The sequence below is a fragment of the Microcoleus sp. C2D2 genome, assembly GCF_036702495.1.
Taxonomy (GTDB): domain Bacteria; phylum Cyanobacteriota; class Cyanobacteriia; order Cyanobacteriales; family Microcoleaceae; genus Microcoleus.
Genome location: NZ_JAUBTO010000002.1, coordinates 97,571 through 122,669 on the forward strand (window position 1 = coordinate 97,571; position 25,099 = coordinate 122,669).

General features: G+C 45.4%; 18 protein-coding genes and 1 CRISPR repeat array. Of the genes, 7 read left to right on the top strand and 11 right to left on the bottom strand.

Annotation, left to right across the window (positions count from 1 at the left end):
- Positions 1 to 101 precede the first annotated feature (101 nt).
- The 3 genes from QUB61_RS01350 to QUB61_RS01360 all read left to right on the top strand — a co-directional run bounded on the left by QUB61_RS01350 (position 102) and on the right by QUB61_RS01360 (position 2,387).
- Positions 102 to 545, top strand: a complete 444-nt coding sequence (locus QUB61_RS01350) for a hypothetical protein (RefSeq protein WP_333126689.1) — start codon at positions 102 to 104, stop codon at positions 543 to 545.
- Between the two features lie 931 nt (positions 546 to 1,476).
- The gene (locus QUB61_RS01355; protein ID WP_445300613.1) at positions 1,477 to 1,830 is read left to right on the top strand and encodes a helix-turn-helix domain-containing protein; all 354 of its coding nucleotides are present in this window, start codon (positions 1,477 to 1,479) and stop codon (positions 1,828 to 1,830) included.
- A gap of 272 nt (positions 1,831 to 2,102) precedes the next feature.
- Positions 2,103 to 2,387, top strand: coding sequence for a transposase (locus QUB61_RS01360; protein ID WP_333126742.1), 285 nt, complete (start codon positions 2,103 to 2,105; stop codon positions 2,385 to 2,387).
- Positions 2,388 to 2,640: 253 nt separating this feature from the next.
- Here QUB61_RS01360 and QUB61_RS01365 read toward each other — a convergent pair whose 3' ends face one another.
- The 4 genes from QUB61_RS01365 to QUB61_RS01380 all read right to left on the bottom strand — a co-directional run bounded on the left by QUB61_RS01365 (position 2,641) and on the right by QUB61_RS01380 (position 10,300).
- Positions 2,641 to 2,793 carry a hypothetical protein gene (locus tag QUB61_RS01365; RefSeq protein ID WP_333126695.1) on the bottom strand — a complete coding sequence of 51 codons (153 nt, stop codon included), beginning with the start codon at positions 2,791 to 2,793 and terminating at the stop codon, positions 2,641 to 2,643.
- A 570-nt stretch (positions 2,794 to 3,363) separates the two neighbouring features.
- Positions 3,364 to 7,020, bottom strand: coding sequence for a DUF4347 domain-containing protein (locus tag QUB61_RS01370; protein WP_333126698.1), 3,657 nt, complete (start codon positions 7,018 to 7,020; stop codon positions 3,364 to 3,366).
- 941 nt (positions 7,021 to 7,961) lie between these two features.
- A complete protein-coding gene (locus tag QUB61_RS01375; RefSeq protein WP_333126701.1) occupies positions 7,962 to 8,498 on the bottom strand; it encodes a DUF4347 domain-containing protein in 537 nt (178 codons plus the stop codon).
- A 314-nt stretch (positions 8,499 to 8,812) separates the two neighbouring features.
- Entirely contained in the window at positions 8,813 to 10,300 is a 1,488-nt protein-coding gene (locus QUB61_RS01380; protein ID WP_333126703.1) for a hypothetical protein, read from the bottom strand.
- A gap of 73 nt (positions 10,301 to 10,373) precedes the next feature.
- On the opposite strand from QUB61_RS01380, the gene QUB61_RS01385 reads away from it, so the two are divergent.
- The 3 genes from QUB61_RS01385 (at position 10,374) to QUB61_RS01395 (ending at position 13,833) form a co-directional block, all read left to right on the top strand.
- Positions 10,374 to 12,035 carry a glycosyltransferase family 39 protein gene (locus tag QUB61_RS01385; protein WP_333126705.1) on the top strand — a complete coding sequence of 554 codons (1,662 nt, stop codon included), beginning with the start codon at positions 10,374 to 10,376 and terminating at the stop codon, positions 12,033 to 12,035.
- Between the two features lie 289 nt (positions 12,036 to 12,324).
- Positions 12,325 to 12,939 (top strand): Uma2 family endonuclease, encoded by a 615-nt coding sequence (locus tag QUB61_RS01390; protein WP_333126707.1) that lies wholly within the window; start codon positions 12,325 to 12,327, stop codon positions 12,937 to 12,939.
- 285 nt (positions 12,940 to 13,224) lie between these two features.
- Entirely contained in the window at positions 13,225 to 13,833 is a 609-nt protein-coding gene (locus QUB61_RS01395) for a transposase (RefSeq protein ID WP_333126710.1), read from the top strand.
- A gap of 864 nt (positions 13,834 to 14,697) precedes the next feature.
- Positions 14,698 to 15,039: direct repeats of the CRISPR family, unit length 36 nt; unit sequence GTTTCCATTCAATTAGTTTCCCCAACGAGTGGGGAG.
- Between the two features lie 304 nt (positions 15,040 to 15,343).
- On the opposite strand, the gene QUB61_RS01400 is transcribed toward QUB61_RS01395, so the two are convergent.
- The 6 genes from QUB61_RS01400 to QUB61_RS01425 are packed head-to-tail and all read right to left on the bottom strand — an operon-like array spanning position 15,344 to position 22,739.
- Positions 15,344 to 16,921, bottom strand: coding sequence for a hypothetical protein (locus tag QUB61_RS01400; RefSeq protein ID WP_333126713.1), 1,578 nt, complete (start codon positions 16,919 to 16,921; stop codon positions 15,344 to 15,346).
- Positions 16,918 to 18,663 (bottom strand): RAMP superfamily protein, encoded by a 1,746-nt coding sequence (locus QUB61_RS01405; RefSeq protein ID WP_333126716.1) that lies wholly within the window; start codon positions 18,661 to 18,663, stop codon positions 16,918 to 16,920. Before QUB61_RS01405 ends, QUB61_RS01400 begins: the two co-directional genes overlap by 4 nt.
- On the bottom strand, positions 18,660 to 19,085 hold the full coding sequence (locus QUB61_RS01410; RefSeq protein ID WP_333126718.1) for a hypothetical protein: 426 nt from the start codon (positions 19,083 to 19,085) through the stop codon (positions 18,660 to 18,662). The genes QUB61_RS01405 and QUB61_RS01410 overlap by 4 nt, the downstream gene beginning before the upstream one ends.
- On the bottom strand, positions 19,085 to 19,915 hold the full coding sequence (locus QUB61_RS01415) for an RAMP superfamily CRISPR-associated protein (protein WP_333126722.1): 831 nt from the start codon (positions 19,913 to 19,915) through the stop codon (positions 19,085 to 19,087). The genes QUB61_RS01410 and QUB61_RS01415 overlap by 1 nt, the downstream gene beginning before the upstream one ends.
- The gene (locus QUB61_RS01420) at positions 19,891 to 21,033 is read right to left on the bottom strand and encodes a type III-B CRISPR module-associated Cmr3 family protein (protein WP_333126726.1); all 1,143 of its coding nucleotides are present in this window, start codon (positions 21,031 to 21,033) and stop codon (positions 19,891 to 19,893) included. The genes QUB61_RS01415 and QUB61_RS01420 overlap by 25 nt, the downstream gene beginning before the upstream one ends.
- On the bottom strand, positions 21,012 to 22,739 hold the full coding sequence (locus QUB61_RS01425) for a Cas10/Cmr2 second palm domain-containing protein (RefSeq protein ID WP_333126728.1): 1,728 nt from the start codon (positions 22,737 to 22,739) through the stop codon (positions 21,012 to 21,014). The genes QUB61_RS01420 and QUB61_RS01425 overlap by 22 nt, the downstream gene beginning before the upstream one ends.
- Before the next feature lie 249 nt (positions 22,740 to 22,988).
- Between QUB61_RS01425 and QUB61_RS01430 the strand changes: the two genes are divergently transcribed.
- The gene (locus QUB61_RS01430) at positions 22,989 to 24,167 is read left to right on the top strand and encodes a WYL domain-containing protein (protein WP_333126731.1); all 1,179 of its coding nucleotides are present in this window, start codon (positions 22,989 to 22,991) and stop codon (positions 24,165 to 24,167) included.
- An 83-nt stretch (positions 24,168 to 24,250) separates the two neighbouring features.
- Here QUB61_RS01430 and QUB61_RS01435 read toward each other — a convergent pair.
- Positions 24,251 to 25,099, bottom strand: an 849-nt coding sequence (locus QUB61_RS01435; RefSeq protein WP_333189782.1) for an Hpt domain-containing protein, incomplete at its 5' end; no start/stop codon positions are given.

The window sequence follows — 25,099 nt, forward strand, 5'->3', positions numbered from 1 at the left end:
TAGCATCTTTACGAGCCGCCACCTCAGAAGCACTGCTACAAGCAACAGAGAAAGAATTAGATAAAATTGTCGCAGATCCAACACCCTCGAATCGTCGGCTGGTGGGAGCAGAAAAATTTGGGGTGAGAGTGGGGAAAATTATCAATCGCTACAGTGTACCAAAGCATTGTCTTCTCTTGATTACCGACAACAGTTTGAGTTACGAGCGCAATAGTGAGAAAATTGAAGCAGAAGCGCATTTAGATGAAATGTATGTAATTCGTACTTCAGTCTGTGCCGAGGTATTAGATGACTCTGAAACCGTGAAAGCCTATAAGAGTTTGTCCCAAGTCGAGCAGGCATTTCGCTGTTATAAAACTATCGATTTGAATATGCGTCTGATTTATCACCGCGCCAGCCCTACGGGGTACGATCGCACCTGTTTTGATGTTTGTTGGCTGATTACGCGGAATGGCATATGTGGAGCAAGATTAGCACCGTTGCTGTTTGAGGATGAGGAGTGGTTAGATACCGGGCGAGTCTGGTTCGGTGGTTGTCCCGGTTAAATCTGATATCAAGTCCGGATGATTAGTTATAATTAAGCCGAAAAGGGGTTTGAGGGACCAGTCCGATGCGTGAGTGCGATCGCACGTGGCTGCCAAACACGGTTCATCCAGTTGCCGGCTCCTGTTAAATCTGCTGTTTGTAACCCGCGATTACCAACAATAAATTGTGTTGATTGTCGTGAGCGGACCCTGTCTGGTCTGGTAAAGAAGACCCTCAAACTCGCTAAAATTTGTTGCTGGCACTCACGCCCTGGGGCTGGGGAAAGAGAGACTTCTTCGCTATTGCACATGAGGAGCGATTAAGCTGCCCGGCGTTCTCGGCCACCAGTAATATCAATTCCGGTTACACCGGAATTATGGTCCGTTGGGAGTTGTCCGTCGTCCGTGGGGGAATGTGGAATTATTGACCTTGACTTTATCATTCTCATCCAACCGGAAACGATATAATAGCAAGTTAATCCTTTGATTAAATCGTGCTGTTTCATCAGCTTGCAGGCAACGGTAGACTAAAAGTTCTTCGAGTTCATCTCAGGATACTGGAGAAAAATTGGCAACAACTTCATGGGTGAGAGGCCATAACCGTTGAGCAGGTGGCAATCAGGGTGAGTATGCAGGTAATTCGATTAAATCAATCCCTTCAGGTAGGACTAAATCATTACGGGCTCTGCCAGCCAGCAGAGTCGAGTCTCAGAAGAATCCGTTGGTTTTTTCCCTAGCCTTATTCAGCAGCAAATTCCGCTAAAACCGATTAAATACAGAAGTTTTCACACAGGGTAGAATCCACCAATATGTTTCACCTTCAGCTGGATGTACAAACCCATATAACCACATCCATTGATACAGCACTTCCGGATGTTATGAGATACAATAGAATCGACTAAAAATAATATTATACCAATGAAAGCATACTCAGTAGATTTGCGCTCCTTTCATAGTAGCAGCCCATTTAGAACAGAAGCTGTCGATCAGAAAAACAGCAGAAATATTTGCCGTGAGTAAAAGCTTAGTTCAAAAACTTGTCAAGCAACAAAAAATAGAGGGTAATTTACAGCCGAAACCCAGGGGTAAACCGAGATACAGTTATTTGAATAATGCGTCAACTGAATTAAGAGAAATAGTGGCAGCACATTCCGATGCAACGTTGGTAGAATTGTGTGAGTTATTCGCCCAAAAGACAGGAAATTGGGTAGGTAGAACAGCAATGTGTAGCGCGTTACAAAAGTTGGGATTAAATCTAAAAAAAAAACAGTTAGTCGTAGCCAAGCAGGCACAGAAAGAGTCATGAAGTTAAGGTTAGAGTATTGGGAAAAAGTCAATAATATCGAGCCCAAAAATTTAGTATTTTTAGATGAGACTGGAGTTTTGCTAGGTTTAAGACGAACTCATGCACGCTCGAAGGAACTAGAGCCTCGGGAGTAAAACCTTTTTATCGAGGGAAAAAAGTCACAGTAATTGGTGCAATTACTCTCCCGGAAGTAGTGGCATTAATGACAATAGATAACTCGATGGATAGCCAAGCATTTGAAGTATTTACCCTTGAAATGTTTGGTCCCACGATTGTGGTCGGGAGCCGTAGTAGTTATGGATAATTTACCCGCTCATAAACTAGCTTCTATTAAGCCTATGATTGAAGCTGTGGGTTCTTCTATATTGTGTTTGTCCCCCTACTCTCCTGATTTTAATCCGATTGAATTATGGTGGTCTCAGCTTAAATCTTTGTTGCGACAGTTTTCACCAACCACTACTAAAATGGTTGACACCATAATTGCTGTGGCTCTTGACTTAATGAATCCCAAACATCTCAAAAACTGGTTTACTAATTGCTGCTACTGTACCTCATAACATCCGGAAGTGCTGTACTTTTGTTGGTAGGTAGCTCACGGCTGTTCTGGCAACGGTATCCACCTCCTTTCTTCGTCGGGGATGAAGGCCCAATCTGTGTTCATCCATAATCCAAACTTCTCTCTCAGCATTTGGATATTGAGCTGGGAAAAAGTAGGGCCGGGCCTGAAGTTTTTTTTCCAATTTTCAAGTTCGATTGGGTCTGCTTCCCGAAGCTCAGGTCGAGTCACACGTAGACGAAAAGTCATTTGTTTTAGGTATAACCTGTTACTTGAGATACCTCCAAAGCCGTCAAACCTGTTGCCAACAACCAAATTATTTGGTAATGACCCAGTTCCATTGGCGGCGTTGCTTGACGGTAACGGGAAAACAGTTCTTCGATACCTAAGTGGCGATCGAGCGCCATAGGTTTTGGCCAAAGCTCAGATGCACTGTAAAGATTCCATCTTTATTATAAGTCATTACCCGGACATGATATGAGACTCCAGCGAAACGGAAAGCTGCAACGAAACGCACTTCTGAACGTTTTCCGGTTCAAAATTTTCGGATATTGCTGATGAATTTGGGGACGATTACTAAAAATCGAGTGTAGCCTAAATTAGGGGGTGTTTCGGTTAGTTTTGATAAGCTGACGACGCCGATTTCTTTGCTGCAGAGAGCCTTCGATTTACAGGGGGTTTCACTGACATTGCAGTCATGTATCGGGCGAGGGATCTCATCCCGATTCCCCCACTGATGGGGGTTTGCTTGGAGGTTTAATATCGCGCGGGGCAAGGTCCGGTTAATTTAACTTGTTTTCCAAATCGCAAAAACTTCGGAAAAATCCGAAATTTAGTTGTTGAGAAAGCTTGCTTTATTCGGGCGGTGCTGATGGCGCACCCTACCCGATGTTGCGCCCGTAGTAAGGTGCTGATGGCGCACCCTACCCGATGTTGCGCCGTAGTAAGGTGCTGATGGCGCACCCTACCAGAGGCAGTTAGATTGTTACCTGAGTGAAATCGCTAGCGGTGAGAATACCGGGCGCAACACCGTTAAGCTTCGCTAACAATTGATTGGTGTCCGTCACGGTAATCAAAGTTTGATTGTTGCTCGAACTAAAACTAAGTTTATCGAAACTCCAATCGGTAATTAACCCAATTAAGTCCTCGCCTTTGCGGAAATCAGTAATAATGACGCTACCCAAACTTTGATGATTTAGCAGAAATACATCATTTCCCGAACCGCCCATCAAAGTATCGTCCCCAACATCGCCGCTGAGGAAATCGTTCCCAGCACCGCCGCTGAGGATATCATTACCCTTACCACCGTACAAGGTATCGTTATCGGTGTCGCCCCACAGCACATCGTTTCCATGGCCGCCTAACAGCAAGTCGTTGCCCTCACCGCTATCAAGACTGTCGTTTTCTTTGTCGCCGTAAAGCGTGTCATTTCCTTGGAAGCCAAAAATCAGGTCTGCACCTTCATTGCCAAAGGCAATATCGTTGCCGTTTCCAGCATTAATTGTGTCATTTCCTAAGTTGCCCTCAATGTAGTCGTCGCCATCTTCACCCCACAACATATCGTCATCTTTGCCGCCAAAAATGCTGTCGTTGCCACCGCCGGCGGCAATAGTATCATTGCCGATATCTCCCATCAAAAAGTCGGATCCATCGGAGCCAAGAACAGTGTCATTATCTTTGCCGCCGTAGATGGTATCGTTGCCCGCGTCGCCTTGGAGGAAATCGCTGCCTTTATTGCCGAAGAGCAAGTCGTTACCTTCACCGCCGATGATGTTGTCATTGCCGCCGAGAGCGTAAATAACATCGTTGCCGGCAAGTCCGTTAATCAACCAGTTCATGCCGCCGGCGATGATGTAATCGCCATCGTTACCGCCGTTGAGAGTTTCTGCGACGGGGTTGGGGGTGATGGCAGCAGAGTCGAGAGCCGGGGGGTTGAGCTCATCTAGCAGGGAATAATCCGAGGCCGGTGTCTCCGTTGGAGTCGGAGTCGGTGCTGGAGTCGGAGTCACTGGTGGAGTCGGAGTCGGTGCTGGAGTCTCAGTTGGTGCTGGAGTCGGAGTCGGTGCTGGAGTCTCAGTCGGTGCTGGCGCCGGAGTCGGTGCAGGAGTCTCAGTCGGTGCAGGAGTCTCAGTTGGTGCTGGAGTCGGAGTCGGTGCAGGAGTCTCAGTCGGTGCTGGCGCCGGAGTCGGTGCAGGAGTCTCAGTCGGTGCTGGCGCCGGAGTCGGTGCTGGCGCCGGAGTCGGTGCAGGAGTCTCAGTCGGTGCAGGAGTCTCAGTCGGTGCTGGCGCCGGAGTCGGTGCAGGAGTCTCAGTCGGTGCTGGAGTCGGAGTTGGCGCCGGAGTCGGAGTCGGTGCTGGCGCAGGAGTCGGTGCAGGAGTCGGTGCAGGAGTCGGAGTTGGCGCCGGAGTCTCAGTCGGTGCAGGAGTCGGAGTTGGCGCCGGAGTCGGAGTTGGCGCCGGAGTCGGAGTTGGCGCCGGAGTCGGAGTTGGCGCCGGAGTCGGTGTCGGTGTCGGGACGACAGTACCTGCGAATTCAAAAGAGCCGCTGTCCACGATCGCACCTGGAATTATGTCGCCATCTTGAGGACGACTGACGCCGCGCTGATCTGTAGCTGGTGCGCCAATTGCAATCCCTTTATCAATTGCCGGACTTCCTGCCAGCAGCGGTCTGACTAAAGCGCCGTTAATGTTTTGCAAAGAGTCGAGTAAGGGGTCTGCGATCGTAATACTTGCGGTCGCATTGTAATCGTTGGAGCTAGTGGTTTTTTTGACCGGCCACTGAAAATTGCCTCCTTTGTCGGTTAATTCGCTGCTGGTGTGCTGCTGAATGCCATACGGATTCCCGGACGTGTTATTGGAAAAAATCGTGTTTTGGACGCTGACAGGCTTACCTTCGGCGGCTGAGATACCTCCGCCAGCCCCGCTGGCGTAATTGTCGGCAATCGTATTGTTGACAATAGTTGTGGGGGCATAAAGAGCCATTGCACCGCCGACAAAGCCAAAGCTATCAACAGCAGTATTAGTAACCTTGTTGCCAGAAAAAGTGCTGTTGGTAATTGTGGTAGGTGTATCGATGACCCAAAGGGCGCCACCTTGAACGGGAGCTTTATTGCCAGTAAATGTGGTATTCGAGATGGTAAATCCCTGGTTGTTGCCGTTGTTCATTTGCACCAAAGCGCCGCCAATTCCGCCGTTGCCGCCGCCGGGAAGCGGCAGAACTTCGTTGTTTTCGAAGAGGCTATCTGCAAGAGTTACGCTGTCTCCAGGGGCGGTATACAGGTAAGCTGCTCCGCCTTCGCCCCGGCCTTTGTTGTCTTTAAATTCGCTTTTGGTAATCTTAATTGTGCCGGAAGACTCGTTAGTAGAACTGGCTCTGTCTGTGTAAAGGGCGCCGCCGAAACCCCTTAAAAAAGGATTGCCGCTGCCTGTGGCGTAAACGCCTGCGGTGGTGTCGTTGCCAATAAATCGCGAGTTCTCAATTGTTAGTTTGCCGTTTAGGCTATTAATTGCCCCGCCGTTAATTCCCTTGTTGTTGATGAAGTCGCTGTTGCGCACGGTCAGGTTTTTAGGGCTGACAAAAGCAATAGCCCCAGCACCGCGTTCGTCGTTGCCTGCGGTGGCATTATTTTCGGTGAACTTACTGTTGGTAACGGTCAGGCTGCTGTTCCAGCCGAGGTACATTGCACCGCCGCCTTTATCGGCAACGTTGTTGGTAAACTGAACGTTTTCTACGGTCATCAATACTTCGTCAGTTGTAAAGATTGCCCCACCGTTCTCCGCCGTTTTGCCGTTGATAATAGCGAGGTTTTTGACAGCAAAATTGGTAGCAGTCACAACGTTGGCATTGACATAAAAGACGCGGGATGCGTTGTTACCGCTGATGGTTAAACCCGGTGCTGCGGCGCCGTCGATGGTGATGTTTTTGCCAACGGGAATATCGAGTTGACCGTTGGTGAGGGTAATGGTTTTGCGGGCTAAAAGTGGATCGAAGGTAATTGTATCGCCTGCACTAGCGCTGTCGATCGCAGCCCTTAATGAACCGCGCCCGCTCTCGCTATTGTTGACTACCACGATAGTAGCTAAATTACCTTGGTAACTTGCCATAGCCTCGGGTTCCAAGGCTAAGGGAGATTCAATTTTGCCCTTAACAAATTCTAAATTCCAGTCGCCGTCGCGGCCGGTTATGTTGGTGGATGCGGCAACGTCAGCCCCGGTTAATTGACTGAATCGATCGACGAAACGAGCACCTGTACCGGCGGCTACATGGCACCCGTAGAGCATCATGTCTGCTCCTGGGGCTAGTGAAGTATGCCACTTTTCCAACTGGCTTTTGTATTGCTCTATGTTATCTGAATCCAGAGCGGTATTGCCGAGTTGTAGGCTGCCAGAATTGCCGTGAGAAATAATGTGAACCGAGTCTATCGCTCCGTTAGTAGAGGCGTAGTTTTCAAGTTCAGAGGTGATTTGTTCGATGCCGTTTTTGGTGCGATCGACTATTACTACCTGCTGTCCAGGCAGCACTCCCGCTGCAATTGACTCGTAATATTCCACGGCAGAGTCAATGAAGACTAAGGAGCGCAGTGGCCGTTTTTTTAAAAAAAATTGTGAGTTAACTTGAGCGAATTTAGAACTCATATTCGATACTCCATTAAGGACTTTACTAGTAGATATACCCGGGAGCCATCTCATCAGGCTTATGTGATTACATCTTAACACCACATTTCGAGCTGCGGCCATCTTAAAATATATTTTTTTTCATCTATTTTTATCCGCATTAATTTTTTAGTGGTGTTACCCAATGGGATTTTTGACCGTTACAGATGAGAAACAACTGCCAAATTTATCGTGAATTTTTAAATAAATTCAGCTTCTACTATCCGGATTCTTTCAGCCTTATTTGGCTAACTGTAGCCATCATTTCACGCCTTAGGAAATGGTGTAGGTAAATTCCCCCTGAATAACCAATCTGAACTATATTTAGTAGTTTTCATTTGAGCGTGTAATTTTAGGTAGAGGGAAACGGTACTGCCATTTTTCGTGTCAACAATCGCCTAAAACCCTTGATAAATATCGCTTTTACCTAAGTCTATATCCCCCTCGAATTCCCCTTAATAAGGGGAGTAGGGGTTGACTTTGCAGACTCTTGTCCCACCCCCTACTCCCGGACGCTACGCAGGCGCCGGAGGGATATAAGTTTAATAGTCAAACAGCAGTCTGTGACTGAGTTAGAAGTTAAGTTGACACCAATGGGGACTACCGTTTCCCTACCTCTATTTCCTCCCATGGAAAACTGAATTATGTACATTTTGAAGAATTATATATGCTTTCAAGCTGCTAGATTTTCGATACACTAAAATACTGATTCCAAGTGGGTTTCGTCGCAATTCCTAACAGGCAAAACACTCTCATATTAAGTGCCAGTTAATCGCTGGCAATCAACGGGTTGGTGTGCTGCCGCGGACACTTTGAGGACTGCCGCCCTCACTACAAACGTAACTATACTTATTCACGAGGAGTGGAGATGATTGCAGATTGAGGCGCGCTCAAATCGTTGATTTCGATCGCGCCTGGGTTGCCTAATTACAATTGCATTCATACCAGTTCCGCTCCGCACGCTCCACACCCTCAATTGCATCACTCTCCTTATTACCAAACCGCCGATCGCCCCCACCGCCGTTGCCGAGTGTGCCACTATCTCGATCGGCATAACCCCAACCAAGTCCCCTTTTTTTACTCAGGGAACTCTCCCATTTTGGCAATTGGCTTTTGTATGGTTCGAGGTAATCTGAACAGAGGATAATAGAGCCTAATTGCAGTTTGCCCGATCTACCACCAGAAATTGTGCGAACTTTGTAAGTTTTTCCAACGATACAGGCATTGTGTTGAAGTGCCGAGGTAATTTTCTCGATGCCGTCAGAGTTGGAGTTGAGTAAAATTACTTCATCCCCAGCCAAAATTCCCGAAACAAAATATTCACCGTGATTGCTGGTGGAGTAATGGAAGACAAAGCTTTTGGATGGGGGATTTCGGGATTCCGAGGCGGGATTGGTTTCGGTCATAGAAGTGAAAATATTTTCTACTCCCAAAGGGTATTTAGTGGTAGATATACCCATTGAGTCAGAGTGTCAGAAACTGCCAGCGACCTTGTTTATTTCCCTCATTCTTATTTAACCTGTCTATCAGTTTCCCCTCTTTCTGCTACACTGTCATCCGCGATCGCACGGAATTTATATTCTGCGTGTTTTGCCCTACTACTTCCAGGCCCGCAATTACCGATTCTATATTTTATCGCTGACACCGCTTTAAAAAAAGAATCCAACTCTAGCCCCGTGCTTCAAACCTCGATATTCATCAGTCATTCCCCGTTCTAAAATCTAAAATCTAAAAGGCTATGACAGTTAGTTACTCGGCGGGGAAACTGCACCCATCAAGATTCTGTAGCAGATGGCGGCTTCTTCCCTGCATTGCGCATATTAATAATCTTGTTGAGCGCCTCGAACCAAAAACCAGATCCCATAGAAATAGCTACCCCGCTCAATATCCAACCAAACAATTTTTCCATGAAAGCCGGCCACAATAAATTCCCCTGCCTATCTCGTTCTAACCTGTTCGGTTCGCTCCATCCAAAAGGCAGAGCTACATTATCCAAAGCTCGATCGACATCCTGTTGCACTTTTGTCAGACTGGCTAAATTATCTAATTTAGTGTTAGCATTTTTTTCCACCAACTGCTGAGCGTACAAATTAACAGTCGATCGCAGCATCGAATCCTTCGACAAGCGATTAATAATATTAATGGTATCAGCATTAGCAGCGACAGCGATCGCAGTGCCGAGCAAAATAGCAACCCCTTTTGCATTCCGCTTGTAAACGCCAGAAGCACGCTGCATCGATTGGTCAAACCAAATTTCAATTTCTTTCTGAAACCGCTCCAACTGCTCTTGAGTATCTCCGCCGCCTTTTTCAGCGCGCTGCGCTAAAACATAAAGGCTGCGTTTCAAAGATTCTGGCATAATGTCCCAGGTTTCTTGAATTTGTTTGTAAATCCGACTGTCTTCTTTCAGCTCCATAATTTCTCCTACCGTATCCTGACTTTTCCTAACTGTATTTAACAGATTGCTCAAACTCGGTTGCAGTTGCCCTCGCAGCGCCACGCGCTCAAATTCGCTGTCAAAACGAGCCTTAACAAATGCCATCTGCCTCTGAAATTCTCTACCTACTAGCTCGGTTTCTGGTAGATAAACCTGAGAATCATTAATATAAAACCCCAGCTTTTCAGACATCCGATCCAAGCTGTTGTCCAAACTTCCCAAATCATTTTTATAATCTTCACTAACTCGATTGAACTCCGCAGTCAGCCAGCCCAATTCTTGCTCGATAATCGGTTTAGTAGAGTCCGGGAGATTCAGGCTTTCTCCAATCAGTTTAATTTGTGCCAACTGTAAATTTTTAAATTTCTCCAATCTGGTTTTAGAGATAGAGCTGAGCCAACTAGAAATCTTTAAAGTATCCAAAAGGCTAGCCGAAAAACACTCTGCTGGAATATAAGAAGGCGCAGTGGATTTATTGCCGAAAACATTTTTAGTACCCGTAACTCCGCGGTAAAAGTCCCCCATGCGGTGGGTAACAGAGCGGAATCCCTCTGATAAAACCCCTTTCGCTCCCTGATTCAAATCCTTGATAATCGGATTGGCGTAAATCGCATAAGCTAACTGTGCGACTCGCTGAAATTGCAGGGGATCTTTCGCGCCTTCGCTGCCGCCAGAAATCAGCACTTCGATCGACTTTTTTAAATGTTCCGCCCGCCACTGCAAAACAGTAGCAATCAGTTCCTGAATTTCCGTAGCTAGCAAGCTTAAAGTCAGGTAGATAAACACTAAGCCAATGATAATATCTATAATTACAGGCAAGTTCATGTATTTTCCTAGTCGCAAATAACTGCTTTCTAAGTTTACCTTCAGTTTGGGACGCTCAAAACTCTCTTAACTTATGTCAGAAATCTTTCCATTCCTGGGCAGCAAACCGAAAAATCGCTGGAGTGACAGCTTTACAGACAAACTGTGGATGCTGGCTTTTCTGTTGGCTGCAGTGCTGATTTTCGGGCTGAATCTGGGTGGTGTGGCGTTGCGGGATTGGGATGAAGGCATTGCAGCGCAGGTAAGCCGCGAAATTTGGCGCGGCAACTTAAATTGGCTGTATCCGACGATCGACTCAATGCCTTATTTCAACAAACCGCCGCTGGTACACTGGCTAATCGGGCTGTGTTTTGCAGCAGGTGGCGTCAGCGAATTCACGGCGAGGTTGGTACCGGCGATGCTGACGGCCGCTTCTGTGCCCGTGGTTTACGCCATTGGCAGGGAGTTGTTTCCCAGACGGTCGATCGCCATTTTTTCGACTTTGGTTTATCTGACGCTGTTACCGGTGGTGCGGCACGGACGTTTGGCGATGTTGGATGGGGCGGTTTTGTGTTTTTTGCTGGGGGCGATGTGGTGTTTGCTACGATCGCGCCGCGACTTGCGCTACGCTTTGGGCGCGGGGATTGGGTTGGGACTCATTTGCCTGACTAAGGGCGTCATGTTGGGGCTGCTGTTGGCTGCTGTTGGCTGTATTTTTTTGGTTTGGGATACCCCGCGACTCCTCACTTCTGGGTATCTTTGGGGCGGATTGGCGATCGGAACATTCCCAGTAGCTGCTTGGTATTTTGCCCAATGGCTGCACTACGGCCAATATTTCATCAACACTAATTTAGTTAACGAATCTTTCCGGCGCATTGCGGAACCTGTAAGCAGTCACAAAGGCCCGCCCTGGTATTATCTTTTAGAAATTTTAAAATTAGCTTGGCCGTGGCAGTTATTTTGGCTGCAAGGGCTGCGTTTGAGTTGGGAAAATCGCAGTTTTCCCGGATCCAAATTAGTATTGGTTTGGACAGGAGTATATCTGCTGGCTATTTCTGTGATGACTACTAAATTGCCTTGGTATGTTTTGCCAGTTTATCCAGCTTTTGCTCTAGCCGTTGGCAGCTATCTCGCTGAAGTTTGGGAGCAACTGTGGCTGCCGCCAGAACCGATCAAAAAGGAAGCAGAAGAACATTTTGATGCTATTTCTTTGTTGCCTCATCCCGCGATTTTGGCAGTGCTGGCTGTACTTGGTGTTGTCGGCTGCATTTACTTCAGCGGCTTAGTGCAAATTGGGAACTACATTGTGCCGATCGAGCGAGATTTGCAGTTAATGCTGATGTTTGTAGCTTTGACAATGACACTGGCGGCCGTGTTGCTGCACCGGAAAGATCGGCAGTTTATATTAGTTTTAGTTTGGGGAACTTACCTGACGCTGTTGGTATTGGTGGCTTCTGATAACTGGGTTTGGGAACTGGCGGAGGATTATCCGGTTAAGCCGATCGCCGAAATTGTCCGCACAGGAACTCCGGCCGGTCAACAGGTGTTTACTTCTCACCGCTTGGGCCGTCCATCGCTGAATTTTTACAGTCAACGCCAAGTTATTGTCGCCGACGCGCCGACGCTCAAACAGAAATGGCAATCTCCTCCTCAACCTTATTTTCTGTTAGAAAAACCAGTTTTAAAACATTTAGGTTTGCAGAATGCTGAGGTTGTGAAAACAGCGGACGATTGGGTTTTGGTAACTCGAAAATAAGCGTGTTTCCCCAAATTACCGTAGGGGCGGGTTCACCAACCATAATCGCCTCAGACCAAAAATCTCGAAAACCCGCCCCCACCCAACGACAAATCCGAATCTACATTTTTGGGATGCAATCGCATATCAGATAAATCTAGGCGATCGGCTGGGTGCGGACGAGTTTACCAACAATTCATACGAGAAACCAACAATCTCAAAAACCCCCTACACAAACTCAACCTTAAAAAGCTTACCCAAAAATGTTACACTAAACAAAAGCCTCAGTTAAATGCTCTCTAATAGAACTATGCAACTTACTGAACAACGATACTACTCGATCGAGGAATATCTAGCACTAGAAGAAGCTGCGGACTACAAAAGCGAATACATTGACGGTGAAATATTTCCTATGGCCGGTGGCTCTACAAATCACAATCAAATAGCGCTCAACTTCAGTACCGAACTAAATTTTGCGTTCAAAAAACTAGACTATCGAGTTTTCATGAGCGATGTCCGCTTGTGGATACCCAAGAAGCGCATCTATACTTATCCCGATGTGATGGTAGTATGTGGGGAGCCGGAGTATTATAATAACCGCACCGATACGATTACCAATTCCATGGTAATTATTGAGGTTTTGTCAGCTTCAACGAAAGGATACGATCGCAGCAAAAAGTTTGAGGGATACCGCACGATTCCCACTCTTGAAGAATACTTATTGATCGACCAAAATCGGAGATATATCGAACATTTTTCTAAGATGGATAATAACCGATGGTCGTTTGCTGAGTACAATGAATCGGATGAGACGATCGCGCTTGCTTCAGTATCTTTTGAAATTGCTGTGGCAGATATCTATAATAAAGTGAATTTTGAACAAGTAGATCGAGAAATTGCACCTGAAATTGGAGAAGTTGAATGAGGCTCAAAGCCCGCCGACAAAAAATCTCGAGCGACATAATTTTTCTGCGATAGCCCGCAATTATTGTAGGGGCGGGTTCGCCAACCATTTTTGCCACTAATTGAGAAAATAAATAAACCCGCCCTGCCCAACGACAAATCCGAATCAATATTCTTTGCATTCGATCGCACATCGGGTTAATCTAGATTATTGGTTGGGCGGGGGCGGGTTTATATAAATTGTTTGTATTCATCAAATATTGTTGGTGAAACCCGCCCCTACCGGCTCTGTTTTTAGAAAGAAATTATGAAATACGATCGCAACAAACACCACCGCCGCTCAATTCGCCTCCCAGGATATGATTATAGGACTCCCGGTGCGTATTTTATCACTATTTGCAGTTGGCAGCGCGAATGTTTATTCGGCGAAGTCATTGATGATACAATGCAATTGAGTCCCTATGGTAAAACTGTTTTTTTCAATTGGAGCATTCTTCCCAAACGTTACCCAAACGTGGAATTAGACAATTTTATTGTGATGCCAAATCACGTCCACGGAATTATCGTTTTGAAAGACAGCCGAGAAATAAATTATACAGAATCCGATAAATTGGCGCTGAAAAAATCAAAAATCCATCCTTTATCGGAAATTGTGCGGGGTTTGAAAACATCTTCAGCGCGGCGAATTAACCAAATGCGATATTTGACTGGCGTATCGGTATGGCAACGCGGTTATTACGAACATATCATCCGCAATGAAGAATCATTATTTGCCATTCGCGAATACATCATTAATAATCCTTTGTCGTGGGGAAAAGATGAATTATATCCTCATAATTCAGTCAAAATCAATGAATCTAGTCCGCTGTCGATCGCATGGAATGGCAAATCTTACATACAGTCGATCGTACTGTAACATTGCGTAGATGGCCCTCCGGGGCGGGTTTCACCAACTCGGCCTAAGACCAAAAATCTCAAAAACCCGCCCCCACCCACCGACAAATCCGAATCTACATTTCTGAAATGCGATCGCACCCTACGGTCAATCTGGATTATCTGCTGTGCGGGGGCGGGTTTACCAGATTGTTTGCGGTCAATCTTATATTGTTGGTAAAACCCGCCCCTACAGACCATTGTAGGGGCGGGTTTCACCAACCATCTATGTCAGAAACCAACAATATAATAAACCCGCCCCCACCCAAGAACAAAAGCGATCGTGCGTGTCCAAATTCTCGTAGGGGCGGGTTTCACCAACCATCTCTGTCAGAAACCAACAATATAATAAACCCGCCCCCACCCAACGACTGAGAATACTTATATTTTGCCCCGATTATGGGGCTTTTTTTTGTGCTTGTTAATTCTTCGCAACTAGGATTGATTGCAGAAATTTGAGTTGTAAAAGTTTGTCTTTGGAGTTTTCCAGGGCTTAAAAATTTAGAGCTTTTGGCACTACAGAAGGCTCTGATTTTTTTATTTCTGTTTGCGGTGTCGGGGGGGGTCGAAGCCTCCTTCGATTCCGCATTAATAGAAGACTTCGACACACTTTGTCTTAGCTATGTATTTCTAGCAAGTGACAAGTTAACTTGCTAGACAGTGCCGTAACCCTTCGGCTGGGGGATAGGACGATGCCTTAAAGACGTTATTCTATGCGGTAGAGGCGTCCTATAAAGGCATCCCCCCAAAACTAGACTATTAGAAATCTAGTCTTTTGTCAACAGCTATTTATGGTTTCCCTTAAACTGTCGCATTAATAGAAGACTTCCACTAATTTTGTTTTAGCGTTTCCATTCAATTAGTTTCCCCAACGAGTGGGGAGTGGGGAGTACCATAAATTTTCCATCCGTAGCGCCACAAAAAGTTTCCATTCAATTAGTTTCCCCAACGAGTGGGGAGGGGTGTATTCCGCCGTGCAGGGCAGGGTACTACAGGCGTATCGTTTCCATTCAATTAGTTTCCCCAACGAGTGGGGAGTGCTACTTTTTATGATGTTCTCGGAACCGTGCCATGTCTGTTTCCATTCAATTAGTTTCCCCAACGAGTGGGGAGCTGTTTCTAGTCAGTTTCAAGGCAACACAGGAATATTTATGTTTCCATTCAATTAGTTTCCCCAGCGAGTGGGGAGTCCTCTATGATACACCCAATACAGCGCAAGGTGTCTAAAGGCCATTGGCGAGGCTCAGATATTTTTTGTGGAACATAAACCTGTGCTTGTTCAAAAAATATTCCTGAAACCCTTGCCCAGTAATGCTGCGAGGCTCATAACGCAAAAAGGTCGTTTGAGCTAATTTACCGCCAGCCTCGCAGCATTAACTAAATAATCACTGACCTAGGTGCTTTTGTCACCTGTGCTCGCACTCCCAAAACCTCCACCTGTCCCAAAGTATGGCGCGACACCGGATAAAACCGGATGCTGCGATATATCAATTTTAGCTTTGGAAGTTGTTAGGGGCGATCGCCCCTACTAATTCCTTATGCACTTTCGCCATCAAACTAGCTTCTTCAAGCGATGTAAATTCTTGTAGCAAATCTTGTTTGGCAATAAAATTCATGCAGCTTAAAATCCGCTGTTTCCACTCATCCTTATTTTGAGTATCCCAAGCAGCAAAAACCTCTGATTCTTGTAAACCTTCTAGACGGTGAAAGCACTTATTGCGTTCTTTTTTAGCAACTTCCCAAACAGTTTTAATGTCTGGATGGTTTTGCCAATCAGGTCGAGCTTGTTTTAGCAACTCATAAAGTTGATCGCCATACAGTCCTAATTTGCGCCGTTCTTGAAAAATTTTTTGCAGATTTTTAGACAGTGCATTTAAGTAGTTAGGTAATTCTTGACAAATGGAAATCTTAATTTGAAGTCCATATGTTGGATCTTGAAAGATGTGAGAACGAAAACGCTTTTCCGCCCATTTAATAATCGAGCCTTCAGCAGCCCGGAAGCTATGGAATAAAGCATCAACAGTGCTACCTTGCTCAAAACGAACCCAAGCGAGATAGATCGATTCAAATCCTGACTGATACCACGGAAAATTATGGGCTGGTAACAATTTGCGATCGGCTAAAATTTTCTTGAAATTTTTAAATTCAGCAAAATTCCACTGTTCTCCTGCATCTAGTAAATATTTGATTCGTTTCTCTTTAGGATTATTTTGAGCTATTTTTGTCAGCCCTAAAATATCCCGAACACCTGCATAGTCATGCCGCTCCAAAAGTGCATTTGCCTCCTGTAGTTGAATAGCTCCGAGATAAGTAGAACGAGGTATCTTACGAGTTTCTAGATTATACTCATTGCTAACTAAAAACTCGACATTGTTTCTAAACCGTGCCAAAGTGACAAACTGTACAGCCGATGAAATTGCTGGAGTTCCTGCTTGATGGCTAACATATACCGTCTTAATTTCTTCATTTTTGATTTCTTCACCATCCAACTTAAAAGTGCGTAGCTTTTCACGAACCAAGTCGAGAACGTAGTTCCAATCATCTAGTCCTTTATCCGCAGATGTCGGAGACAAAAAAACTGGTTCGCATTTTGCTTCGGGGAATTTATCCTGAAAATACCTCTTCAAAATTGGCTCCAACTTGCAGGTATCTTGCCAGTAAGCACATTTCGGTTTCTGTCTCGCTTTGTTATCTTTGAAAATCTCAGATTGATCTGTTAGTATAATAGCCATCGCATCTGGGTGAGATATTTTGAACTCTCTGACAAAGTTATCTAGCAGGGGGAAGGTTAGATACGACCAAATTTCATCTTGTACTTTCAAAGAACTTGACTCATAAACCGTCCCCAAAACTCTTGCTTCAATCCGGTAAGACTCATCACTATCCTTATCAGATTGCTTCTTGGGTACAAAAAGTATATCGTGGCACTCTTCCTTAATCGCCTCATCATACCATTCAGACCAAACCTTATGGCTTCTTTGCTTCTCTGTTAGCCCCTTTTCACGATTTATTTTATCGCTCTCAAGCTGCACATCACTGCTACCGATTGTGAGAATCCAAATATTCATCATTGCTCCTCTTCCCAAAGTAGTTTAAATCCATCAGGTTTAGTATTCAGAAAATCCAAAAAATCATTTGACTCTCTTGAACCATCTGGAAAGAGCGCGATCAGTTCCAAATAGCGAGGAGTTGGTTTAATAATAGGCTTTCTCGGATTTTCCGGATTATTTTTAACAATGATTAAAGGGTAAAGTCGATGCCAGATAAGACTAATTTGCCCAATTTTTCCTGTTACAGATGATTGATAAATTGATTTTTCTGGCTGAATGCCTTGTATTTTTTGTTGGTAGGGTTTGTGAAACCAGCGCACGGCTGCACTTTCATCATTATTGTCTGCAATTCGACCCCAAACCTGAACATTACTTGGATGCCAAGCTTCTCGCCAATCTTTTGCCCATTCAGTTTCTCGTAATGGCTTGTTTTGAGATTGTATCCACTCTCTAGCTATTTGTCGAACTCTCTCTAAAAATTCACCTACCTTCTCTAATCGGCTAACCTGCACATTTCGCGATCGTGTATTCTCTCCTAACCATTGCCAGTGGCAACCAATCAACGCTTTGTAGTTATTTTCGTAATATTCTTCAAAAAAATTGCGGTGATCGACTCGTCGCCATGATTTACCAAATCCTCCCATAATCATTGCAAATTGCATTAACTTGCTAACCAACTTGTCTAGAATAAGTTTTTGTTTAGGGTCAGATAATGGTTTAGCTAAAAACCAAATTAGTTCTCCCTCTACTTCGTAGGCAGGTTGAGCATAGTTTCCAGAACCAAAAGACTTAATCTCTAATCTAGAAGGCTGAAATTGGAATCCTAACAATCCGACAGTTCCTTCTTTTTTCTCGATACCCCCAAACAAGCTTTGTACTAATTCTTTAGCGCTTTCACTATCTGTTATACCACCAAAAATCCTTAAGGCATGACCGCGCAGTGCAGCTCGGAAAATATTAGGACGAAACTCTCCCGTACCATCAATCAGTTTAGCAGCTTGTCCTTGTCCTTTGAGTTTTGCCCGGTAAACAATCGGGTGAGAAGTTTTGGTAATTTGTCCATAGCCTGTAGAGACTTTTGAACCTAATCCGGCGGCGATGGCTCGTTCCCAAATTTGCCAAATTTGCTGCCACCGATCGGATGATAGCGGTTTAGAACAGGAGATAGCAAATCTTAGGGTCGGCTGGTAAAGAGAAACTTGAGCATATGCACTCTCTCCTTTTGGTTTCTCATCAGTATCACGAGTCATAACTTGCCAACCCTGTTGAGGATGAACTAAGTCTAGTAACCCTTTTGTCCAATCATTAGTAGGGTAAGCCCCCTGAAAACGCAAAATTCCTGGTGTAATTTCAGACTCATCGCCACAATAATTATTACAGGTTCCTAGCGGTATATCACCTGCTTTTTCCGCTTGTTCGCAAGCTTGGCGAAACGCTCCTTTCATACTGCTACCAGGATAAAAGGGCATCCCTGAAGCACCGATTACAGGACGAAGCATTCCATCATCTTGCCCGCCATTGGTGACAAACCGCCAAGAGATTTGATAAGATTTGGCTCCGTATGTCTCAGTCTGTACGTCTTGTGCATCTTCCGTAGAAATAAACTCAGCTTTGTCAGTCCATTCATCTGCCCACCTTTCAACATCTTGTTGCTCGCCTGCCCTTTTCTTCTCAGGGTCGAGATATTGCAGTTGCGATCGCCCCTGCACCTGTGCCCGAAACATCATGGGAATCTTTTTGTGTGCATTAGGAATCAATTTCATTGACGACCCTCCCGAACTTTATAGCGTTGCGTCCACCACACCAGACAATCGCATAATTGAGTCAAGACTGCGATCGCCACTCGCTGATCTTCCACAGGCAACGCCCAGAGACTTTCAGACATAGCCTGAATTTCTTTAGTCGGAATCTTGCCCTTACTGTCAGGATGTAAAGGCTGGTTGGGAATTGTCACCCCTCCCTTGCCCATGATTGTTTCTAGAGCATCCCAGGTTTCTTTCCAGAAAATTGATTTGTTTTCTTCTTTACCTTTAAGTCGCAAGTGTTCGCCCCAAAAACGCTCTAACCCATAAGCTACAGCCATTCGCATATTATGGGACTGATTGAGGGATTTTGGATCGCGCTCCCGTGCGTTGAGCACTAACTTTTGAGCAGCGCGATCGAGTTCGTAAGATTTCCAACCCATTACTGATAATCTCCTGAAAGCGATACAAGACAACGACCAAAACCAATTGATTCCAAACCACCGAAATATAATTCTGATGAATTCTCCTTTTCACCAAAGGGTTTCCAATCGGTTTGCTTCAACGCAATCGGAAATACTAAAATACTTCCTTCTGGCAAAGCTTCAGTATTGAAAAAAGCACCACCATCAACTTTTTTTTCGTTGGGTTTTTCTTTCGATCCCAATTTGACACGACTTTGCCGATAGAGTGCCATATCGTGCAGCATGGCAATATCGTTATCGTGAACCACCACTAACTTATTAGCATCTAAATCTGTCGTCCGCGCGGGAATCCAAGCTGATAAATCCTCCTCATGCTCAATTTCCAAAAACCCTAAATTAAAAAAGAGAATTTTGCCTCGGTCTTCCATCTGCCGACCCTGTAAACCTTTCTGTGCCGTGTAAGGTTCAGGAATATCTGCTGTCACGCCTGCAATGCGTTTAAACCGTTTCAACAGTAGAGGGCAACTTACCCAAACCACAGGCTGGCCAGGACAGAACACGGGGAACCAAACCAGTGAAGCATATTCAAACTTCACAAGTGCTTCTGTTGTCCCGCCATCAGAACGACCATCAACGACTTCATGTCCATACCATAGTTGTTCTTCGCCCGGTTCCCTATCTCTTAAGTCTGCGCGAAACCGTCCCCGAATAGAACTGCCAGGAATAATCCCTGTTTGCGTAAACTGATCGCGAAAAATCAGGTTGAGATTGCCAGTTTCTTCCCCTGCGGTTGCCCCAACATGGACAGGTGCAAGGGTTTTAATTACTCCGTAAGCTTTGTGGTACATTGCGGTAATCCTTGAATATCAATAGGTAAACACAAACCACACCCCAGATGTTTGAGATGAAATCCTTCTTTTGGGAACCACTCATCTGGGAAATCCCACCAAGTACGTTCGAGAGGATGCTTAACAACATAAACGCTTCCTGCTGGAACGGCGTAGCGTCCCCGGCTGAGTCTGCCGGTTTTCTTGGCATCGTAGCGCGAGCCCTCACCTTCTGTTTCTTCCTCTTTCCTGGAATGACCGATGCGATAGCGGTAGGGCACTGGTCTATCAGTCAACATTTTGAGTCCTTGCCGAGGAAAACTGGGATGGTTAGGGTAACGGTAGGATAATTTATTCGACCCCCAGACTCCAGGTGCAATCAGAGCAAAGGCTTGTTGAATCTTATTCTTAGGGTTAAGTAATCGATTGATTTTGTGTTTTTCTGAGAGAAAGTGACTTTCAATTTCCACCAGATGTCCTTCACCGCCCAATCGATACCACCCACTATGTATTTCATAGTTAGAGAGATATACTAAGCAGTAATCTTCAGGGATCTGCACGGCGCTTTCTAAGAAAAGTCCGTTCTTTTCGACAACGTGACGCTCTTCTGACTTGATTTTGGGATGCAGAAACGAGACAAATTCCCACGGTGCTTTGGCGAGCGCTTTTCTTTCTCGCAGTTCTTCTGCGGGTAAATTCCAGGCATCAATCGACTGCCAACTATATTCTGGTTTTAAATCTTTGTTCTGGCGCTCCCATTGATGCTGACCCAGACACCATTTATCCTCATCTGCTTGAACAATGCCTGGTTCATCAGATTTCTTTTTTACAAAAACCCACTCATCATCCTCTTTTTCAGCAATTACTTGATGCCAAGGAATTGGCACGTAGAATTGTTTAGGTGTATCCTGTTTTGCCCAAAAAGGGCCTGAAATTACGAGCTTATCTCTAAGCTCTTGGTGAGAAGCAAACTTCTGTTCGCGATTGGCATTCAAAAACAGCCCAGCGATCGCGACACTATCCGGTGGAAACTTACTACCCGATCGCCCGACTAGATTTTCTGGAGACAGAAAAGCTCCCGCACTGCCATACATGAATCCCAAAGGGGAAACCGCAATTAAATATTGGAATTTCGACATAGCTGCCATCCCACTTGAACAAGGTCATCGATCCAATTCACGATCGCAGAGTCAGAGTTATCCCCTGCCAAATCGATCCATTTCCTTTCTTGCTTAAACTTCTCTCCGGCGTTATCGAAATATAAATTGAATAGTGCAAGAGCTAGTTCCTTGTTGATAGAAAGCTCTTCCATTTCTTGAAGTCTAATTGCATGACGCGCTTTTAGTTGCGCCCAATCGTTGTAGATGTGAGTCCAGTTGGGTTTTTCCCCCCAAGTTTTACCATCTCGATCGCGATAAATCCTCAACACATGAAGATAGTCCCAAGGGCAAGTCCACTGCACAAATTGACCGCTGTTAAAAACTACTCGAAGTGTAACCCGATCGCGCCCCAAACTTTTTGCCCGTTTTTCCGCCTCCCGACAGTGTTGCAAAATATCTCGCTGTGGCACCTGATGCCCCGCCCAAACAAAACCTACACTATAGGTAAAATCAAGATTAAATTCCTGATTTATTGTGTTTTGATATTCTTTCCAGTGGTCTTCTAGCGTTAACAACCAATTCAAAGCCTCTATCGGTTTAACTTTTTCTGGCTTTTCTGGCTTTTTGATTTCCTTACTGTAAAGCACTCCGAGAAATTCATCGCCACCAGCATAGATGACACGACCTTTACCTTGAGGAAATAAATCTTTTTTATTCTGAAAACCTTTTCCCCACTTCCTCATTAGGTCAGTGAAGTTTTTGAGGTCATGTTCTTGCTTGTTTTCATCACTTTCAGGGCGCGTGGCAAGAAATTTAAGCTTATCTCCAACCTTGTCACCATCGCCCATAAACCAGCCTGTCCAGTATCCAGCTTCACGGTGGATATCTTTGAACTCTGGGTCATCTGGTTGTTTTTTGAGTTTCTCCATCTCGATAGCATCAGCGATTTTGTCGTAGGTGACTAAACGCTTGACCAATTCGGGAATACTCAGACGTTCGTTGACAGCAATGTATTTCCCAATATCATCAGGCTTAGATTTCTCATATTCTCTCAACTTTTCCAGCGATAGACTTGGTTTCCCAACCCTGTAATCTGGGTTGTCCAGCAGCCAAGACAATCGGCGATAAAAAAGTTCTTGTGACTCCTGTTCCTGTTTTGTGAGGGATCGCCCTGGTTCTTTTGACTCTTTACCTAGTTGATGCCATGCGATCGCATCCGTCCCCGTCAAACTCGAACTCTCACCTATCCAGTTGATAGCTGTCCAACCTCGCTTAAGCTTGCGAGTCTCCAAGTCATCCATTGCCTTTTTGATAGCTTCTTTTTCAGATTCACCGTATCCCCAAAAAATTTCCCAGGTATAGCTTCCCCATCGTTCCCACTCTCCTTTTTGTCTGCCTTTTGTATCTTCTGTTTGTGACCAGTAATATTGGTCTTTGGGGATACCGAGGTTGTCTTCTATCCAGACTCGGGAAATTTGCAAAATCTTTTGCCATTCTTTTAAGAGAGTATTTTGGACATCATTGCGCTCAAATTTTCCCTTAATGAGAATTCGGTTTGGCATTCCTTCTTGTATAGTAGGCAATCCAGGGGAAATCACCTTAAGTCCTAAAGACTCTGCTTTTTGTACAAGCTTAAAACTCAAAAAAGATAAAATCAGCGAGGCCCCATACAAATCTCGGAGTTTGCGGGATTTCTCGATAAAGCCTTGAACGGGGGCAAAGGCGATCGCAGTGTATGCAGACATAAATTCAATTTTAAGGCGGGCAATGCCCACCTGAATGCTGCTGGTAGTGTCCCAAATCGCTAACTGCTTAAGTTCTACTCAACTCAATATATCAGCCGAGCCAGCTTCATGTCTTCAGAGTCACAATATTTATCAAACTTTTTTCAATACCTAAAGCTCTCCAAATAAGCGCTTTCAGACATTTATATATTTTTATGTGCATATTGTCTTTTACTTGACTTTTCAGCAACTTACCAGCATCCACCCATCATGGCCAAAAAACCAACCCCTCACCCCTACGCCGACAAACTAACGTTCGATCGCATCATGCTCCTCATCGCGACATTAGTAAACCATCCCGGAATCGGACACTCGGACACCGAAACATCCGACAGTAAATATCACGATGCTTTGCTAGAAGTTCAATCTCAATTACAGAAAACTGCCGCCGAATTCAACATCGAATTTCCCGAAAATTATCCCGCAACTCCCACAATTCGCAAAGATTTAGAAACTTTGCGCCACTACGGAATCCTCGACAAAAGAATGTATCGCTTCGGCTACTATCTCGGCACCGGCGCAATGAATCGCGAAGAACTACTATTCGCATTTCAAGCTATAGCATCTCAAGCCAAATATCAGGGAAATCCCCAAGCCCGCAAAATTTGTGAAAAACTCACTAAACTGTTGCGCGGATTAGATATCGAACTCAAAGGTCAATTGTTTTATCCCGTTCGCGAACACCTAAATCGTGCGATTATTTACACCGATCCTGTAGAAATGCTCGATCGCCAAGAATATCGCAATACCCTATTTCATAAATTAGGAATTGTAGAGACAGCAATTGTTCGAGGCCAGGCGATCGAACTTTACCGCCTTGACGATTATTACGGTAAAGGCAAGGTCGGTTTCCGGCGAATTTGGCCCCTGCAACTGATCTATCACGATATCGCTTGGTACCTGATTTGCGAAGATTGCGACAGCGGACACTTGAGCGTAGAACGGGTGAATCGCTTTAGTGACTACTGCGAAATGATCGATTCAGAAGGGCGCGGTTTAGCCGTACAGGGACAACGTTTGAAAATAGCTCAAAAGTTGTTAAAAAACGGCTGGGGGCTGTTCTTGGGCAAGCCAGAGCAACAGCAGGCCGAATTGCAGGGCCAACTGAAGTTAGAAAAAGTGAAAGTGCGGTTTTTTGAGAAAGTAGTGGGGTTTATTTTAGAGGGCGATCGGCGGCATCCGCGACAAAAGATTAAAGAAGGCCCAAGGGATAGTTTTGGCAAAGTGCTTTATGTGGATTATAAGATCGATTTGCCCGATCGCTCCCTGAACGAATTTAGTCTGTGGGTGAACAGATATATGGATAGCGCCCAAGTGCTTTCCCCGCCGAGTTTGGTAGAAAAACACCGACAAGCAGGGAGAGCTTCGATCGATCGATACAGCTTGTAATCCTGGGGAGGGTTTTACCAACCATCAATGCCTGTGCCTAAAACCAACCATATCAAAAACCCTCCCCCACCCACGAACAATAGTTAGTTATCACTTGTTAATGATTCTGTGCTTGTTTCGCTGTACTGCCTTTCTATTTTCAAAGCCGTTTCGACTCTTTGATACTCGGCCTCAATCTCTTCTAAAAGCGCGCCGGATGCTGCCGGTAAAGGCTTGTTCGCCTCTGTTTCCATGCGGCCCATGACTTCGAGTTCCTCGCACAGCTCAAACAAGCGAAAAGCACCGAGAGTACCGCTAATCGACTTCAAAGAGTGAGCCGATCGCCGCAAAGCCTGCGGATCGGCGTTGCCCAGGGCAATAGAGATGCCTCGCAGCAGTTCGGGAGCTGTTTCGAGGTAAATCTCTATTACCTCGTCCAAAGCTTCCACTTCTCGCAGTCCCTCTATAATCTTGGCACTCAGGGAAGCGCTGTTTACTGACAAAGCCCGATCGAGATTTGATGCACCCCACCCGACGACGGCGGGCGAATAGGGAATTGTCAGTTGTGGATTTTCCGCAACGGCCCCATTCGATCCCACTTCTAATTCACTCGTTCCTCCCATCTGTTCGGGCTGTGAGTTCAAACCAACAATCGGCTGCGGGATCTCGAACTCCCCATTCGAGCGAGATTTACTCGCGCTCAAAGCTCGCACCAACTGCTCAATTGCGATCGGCTTGCTCAAATAGTCGTCCATCCCCGCAGCCATACACTCTTCGCGATCGCCCTGCATCGCATTTGCCGTCATCGCCACAATCCAAGGCCTTGTGGATTTTAGATTTTCGATTTGGGATTTTCGATTGTTAGATTCCTCAGTCGATTTTAGATTTTCGATTTGGGATTTTCGATTGTTAGATTCCTCAGTCGATTTTAGATTTTCGATTTGGGATTTTCG

Bases quoted from the DNA above. Each gene is read 5' to 3' on its own strand.
- QUB61_RS01370 (WP_333126698.1), bottom strand. From the start codon at position 7,020: ATGAGTTCTAAATTCGCTCAAGTTAACTCACAATTTTTTTTAAAAAAA.
- QUB61_RS01385 (WP_333126705.1), top strand. From the start codon at position 10,374: ATGTCAGAAATCTTTCCATTCCTGGGCAGCAAACCGAAAAATCGCTGG.
- QUB61_RS01365 (WP_333126695.1), bottom strand. From the start codon at position 2,793: ATGGCGCTCGATCGCCACTTAGGTATCGAAGAACTGTTTTCCCGTTAC.
- QUB61_RS01400 (WP_333126713.1), bottom strand. From the start codon at position 16,921: ATGATGAATATTTGGATTCTCACAATCGGTAGCAGTGATGTGCAGCTT.
- QUB61_RS01420 (WP_333126726.1), bottom strand. From the start codon at position 21,033: ATGTCGAAATTCCAATATTTAATTGCGGTTTCCCCTTTGGGATTCATG.
- QUB61_RS01430 (WP_333126731.1), top strand. From the start codon at position 22,989: ATGGCCAAAAAACCAACCCCTCACCCCTACGCCGACAAACTAACGTTC.
- QUB61_RS01410 (WP_333126718.1), bottom strand. From the start codon at position 19,085: ATGGGTTGGAAATCTTACGAACTCGATCGCGCTGCTCAAAAGTTAGTG.
- QUB61_RS01425 (WP_333126728.1), bottom strand. From the start codon at position 22,739: ATGTCTGCATACACTGCGATCGCCTTTGCCCCCGTTCAAGGCTTTATC.
- QUB61_RS01390 (WP_333126707.1), top strand. From the start codon at position 12,325: ATGCAACTTACTGAACAACGATACTACTCGATCGAGGAATATCTAGCA.
- QUB61_RS01405 (WP_333126716.1), bottom strand. From the start codon at position 18,663: ATGAAATTGATTCCTAATGCACACAAAAAGATTCCCATGATGTTTCGG.
- QUB61_RS01375 (WP_333126701.1), bottom strand. From the start codon at position 8,498: ATGGGTATATCTACCACTAAATACCCTTTGGGAGTAGAAAATATTTTC.
- QUB61_RS01380 (WP_333126703.1), bottom strand. From the start codon at position 10,300: ATGAACTTGCCTGTAATTATAGATATTATCATTGGCTTAGTGTTTATC.
- QUB61_RS01395 (WP_333126710.1), top strand. From the start codon at position 13,225: ATGAAATACGATCGCAACAAACACCACCGCCGCTCAATTCGCCTCCCA.
- QUB61_RS01415 (WP_333126722.1), bottom strand. From the start codon at position 19,915: ATGTACCACAAAGCTTACGGAGTAATTAAAACCCTTGCACCTGTCCAT.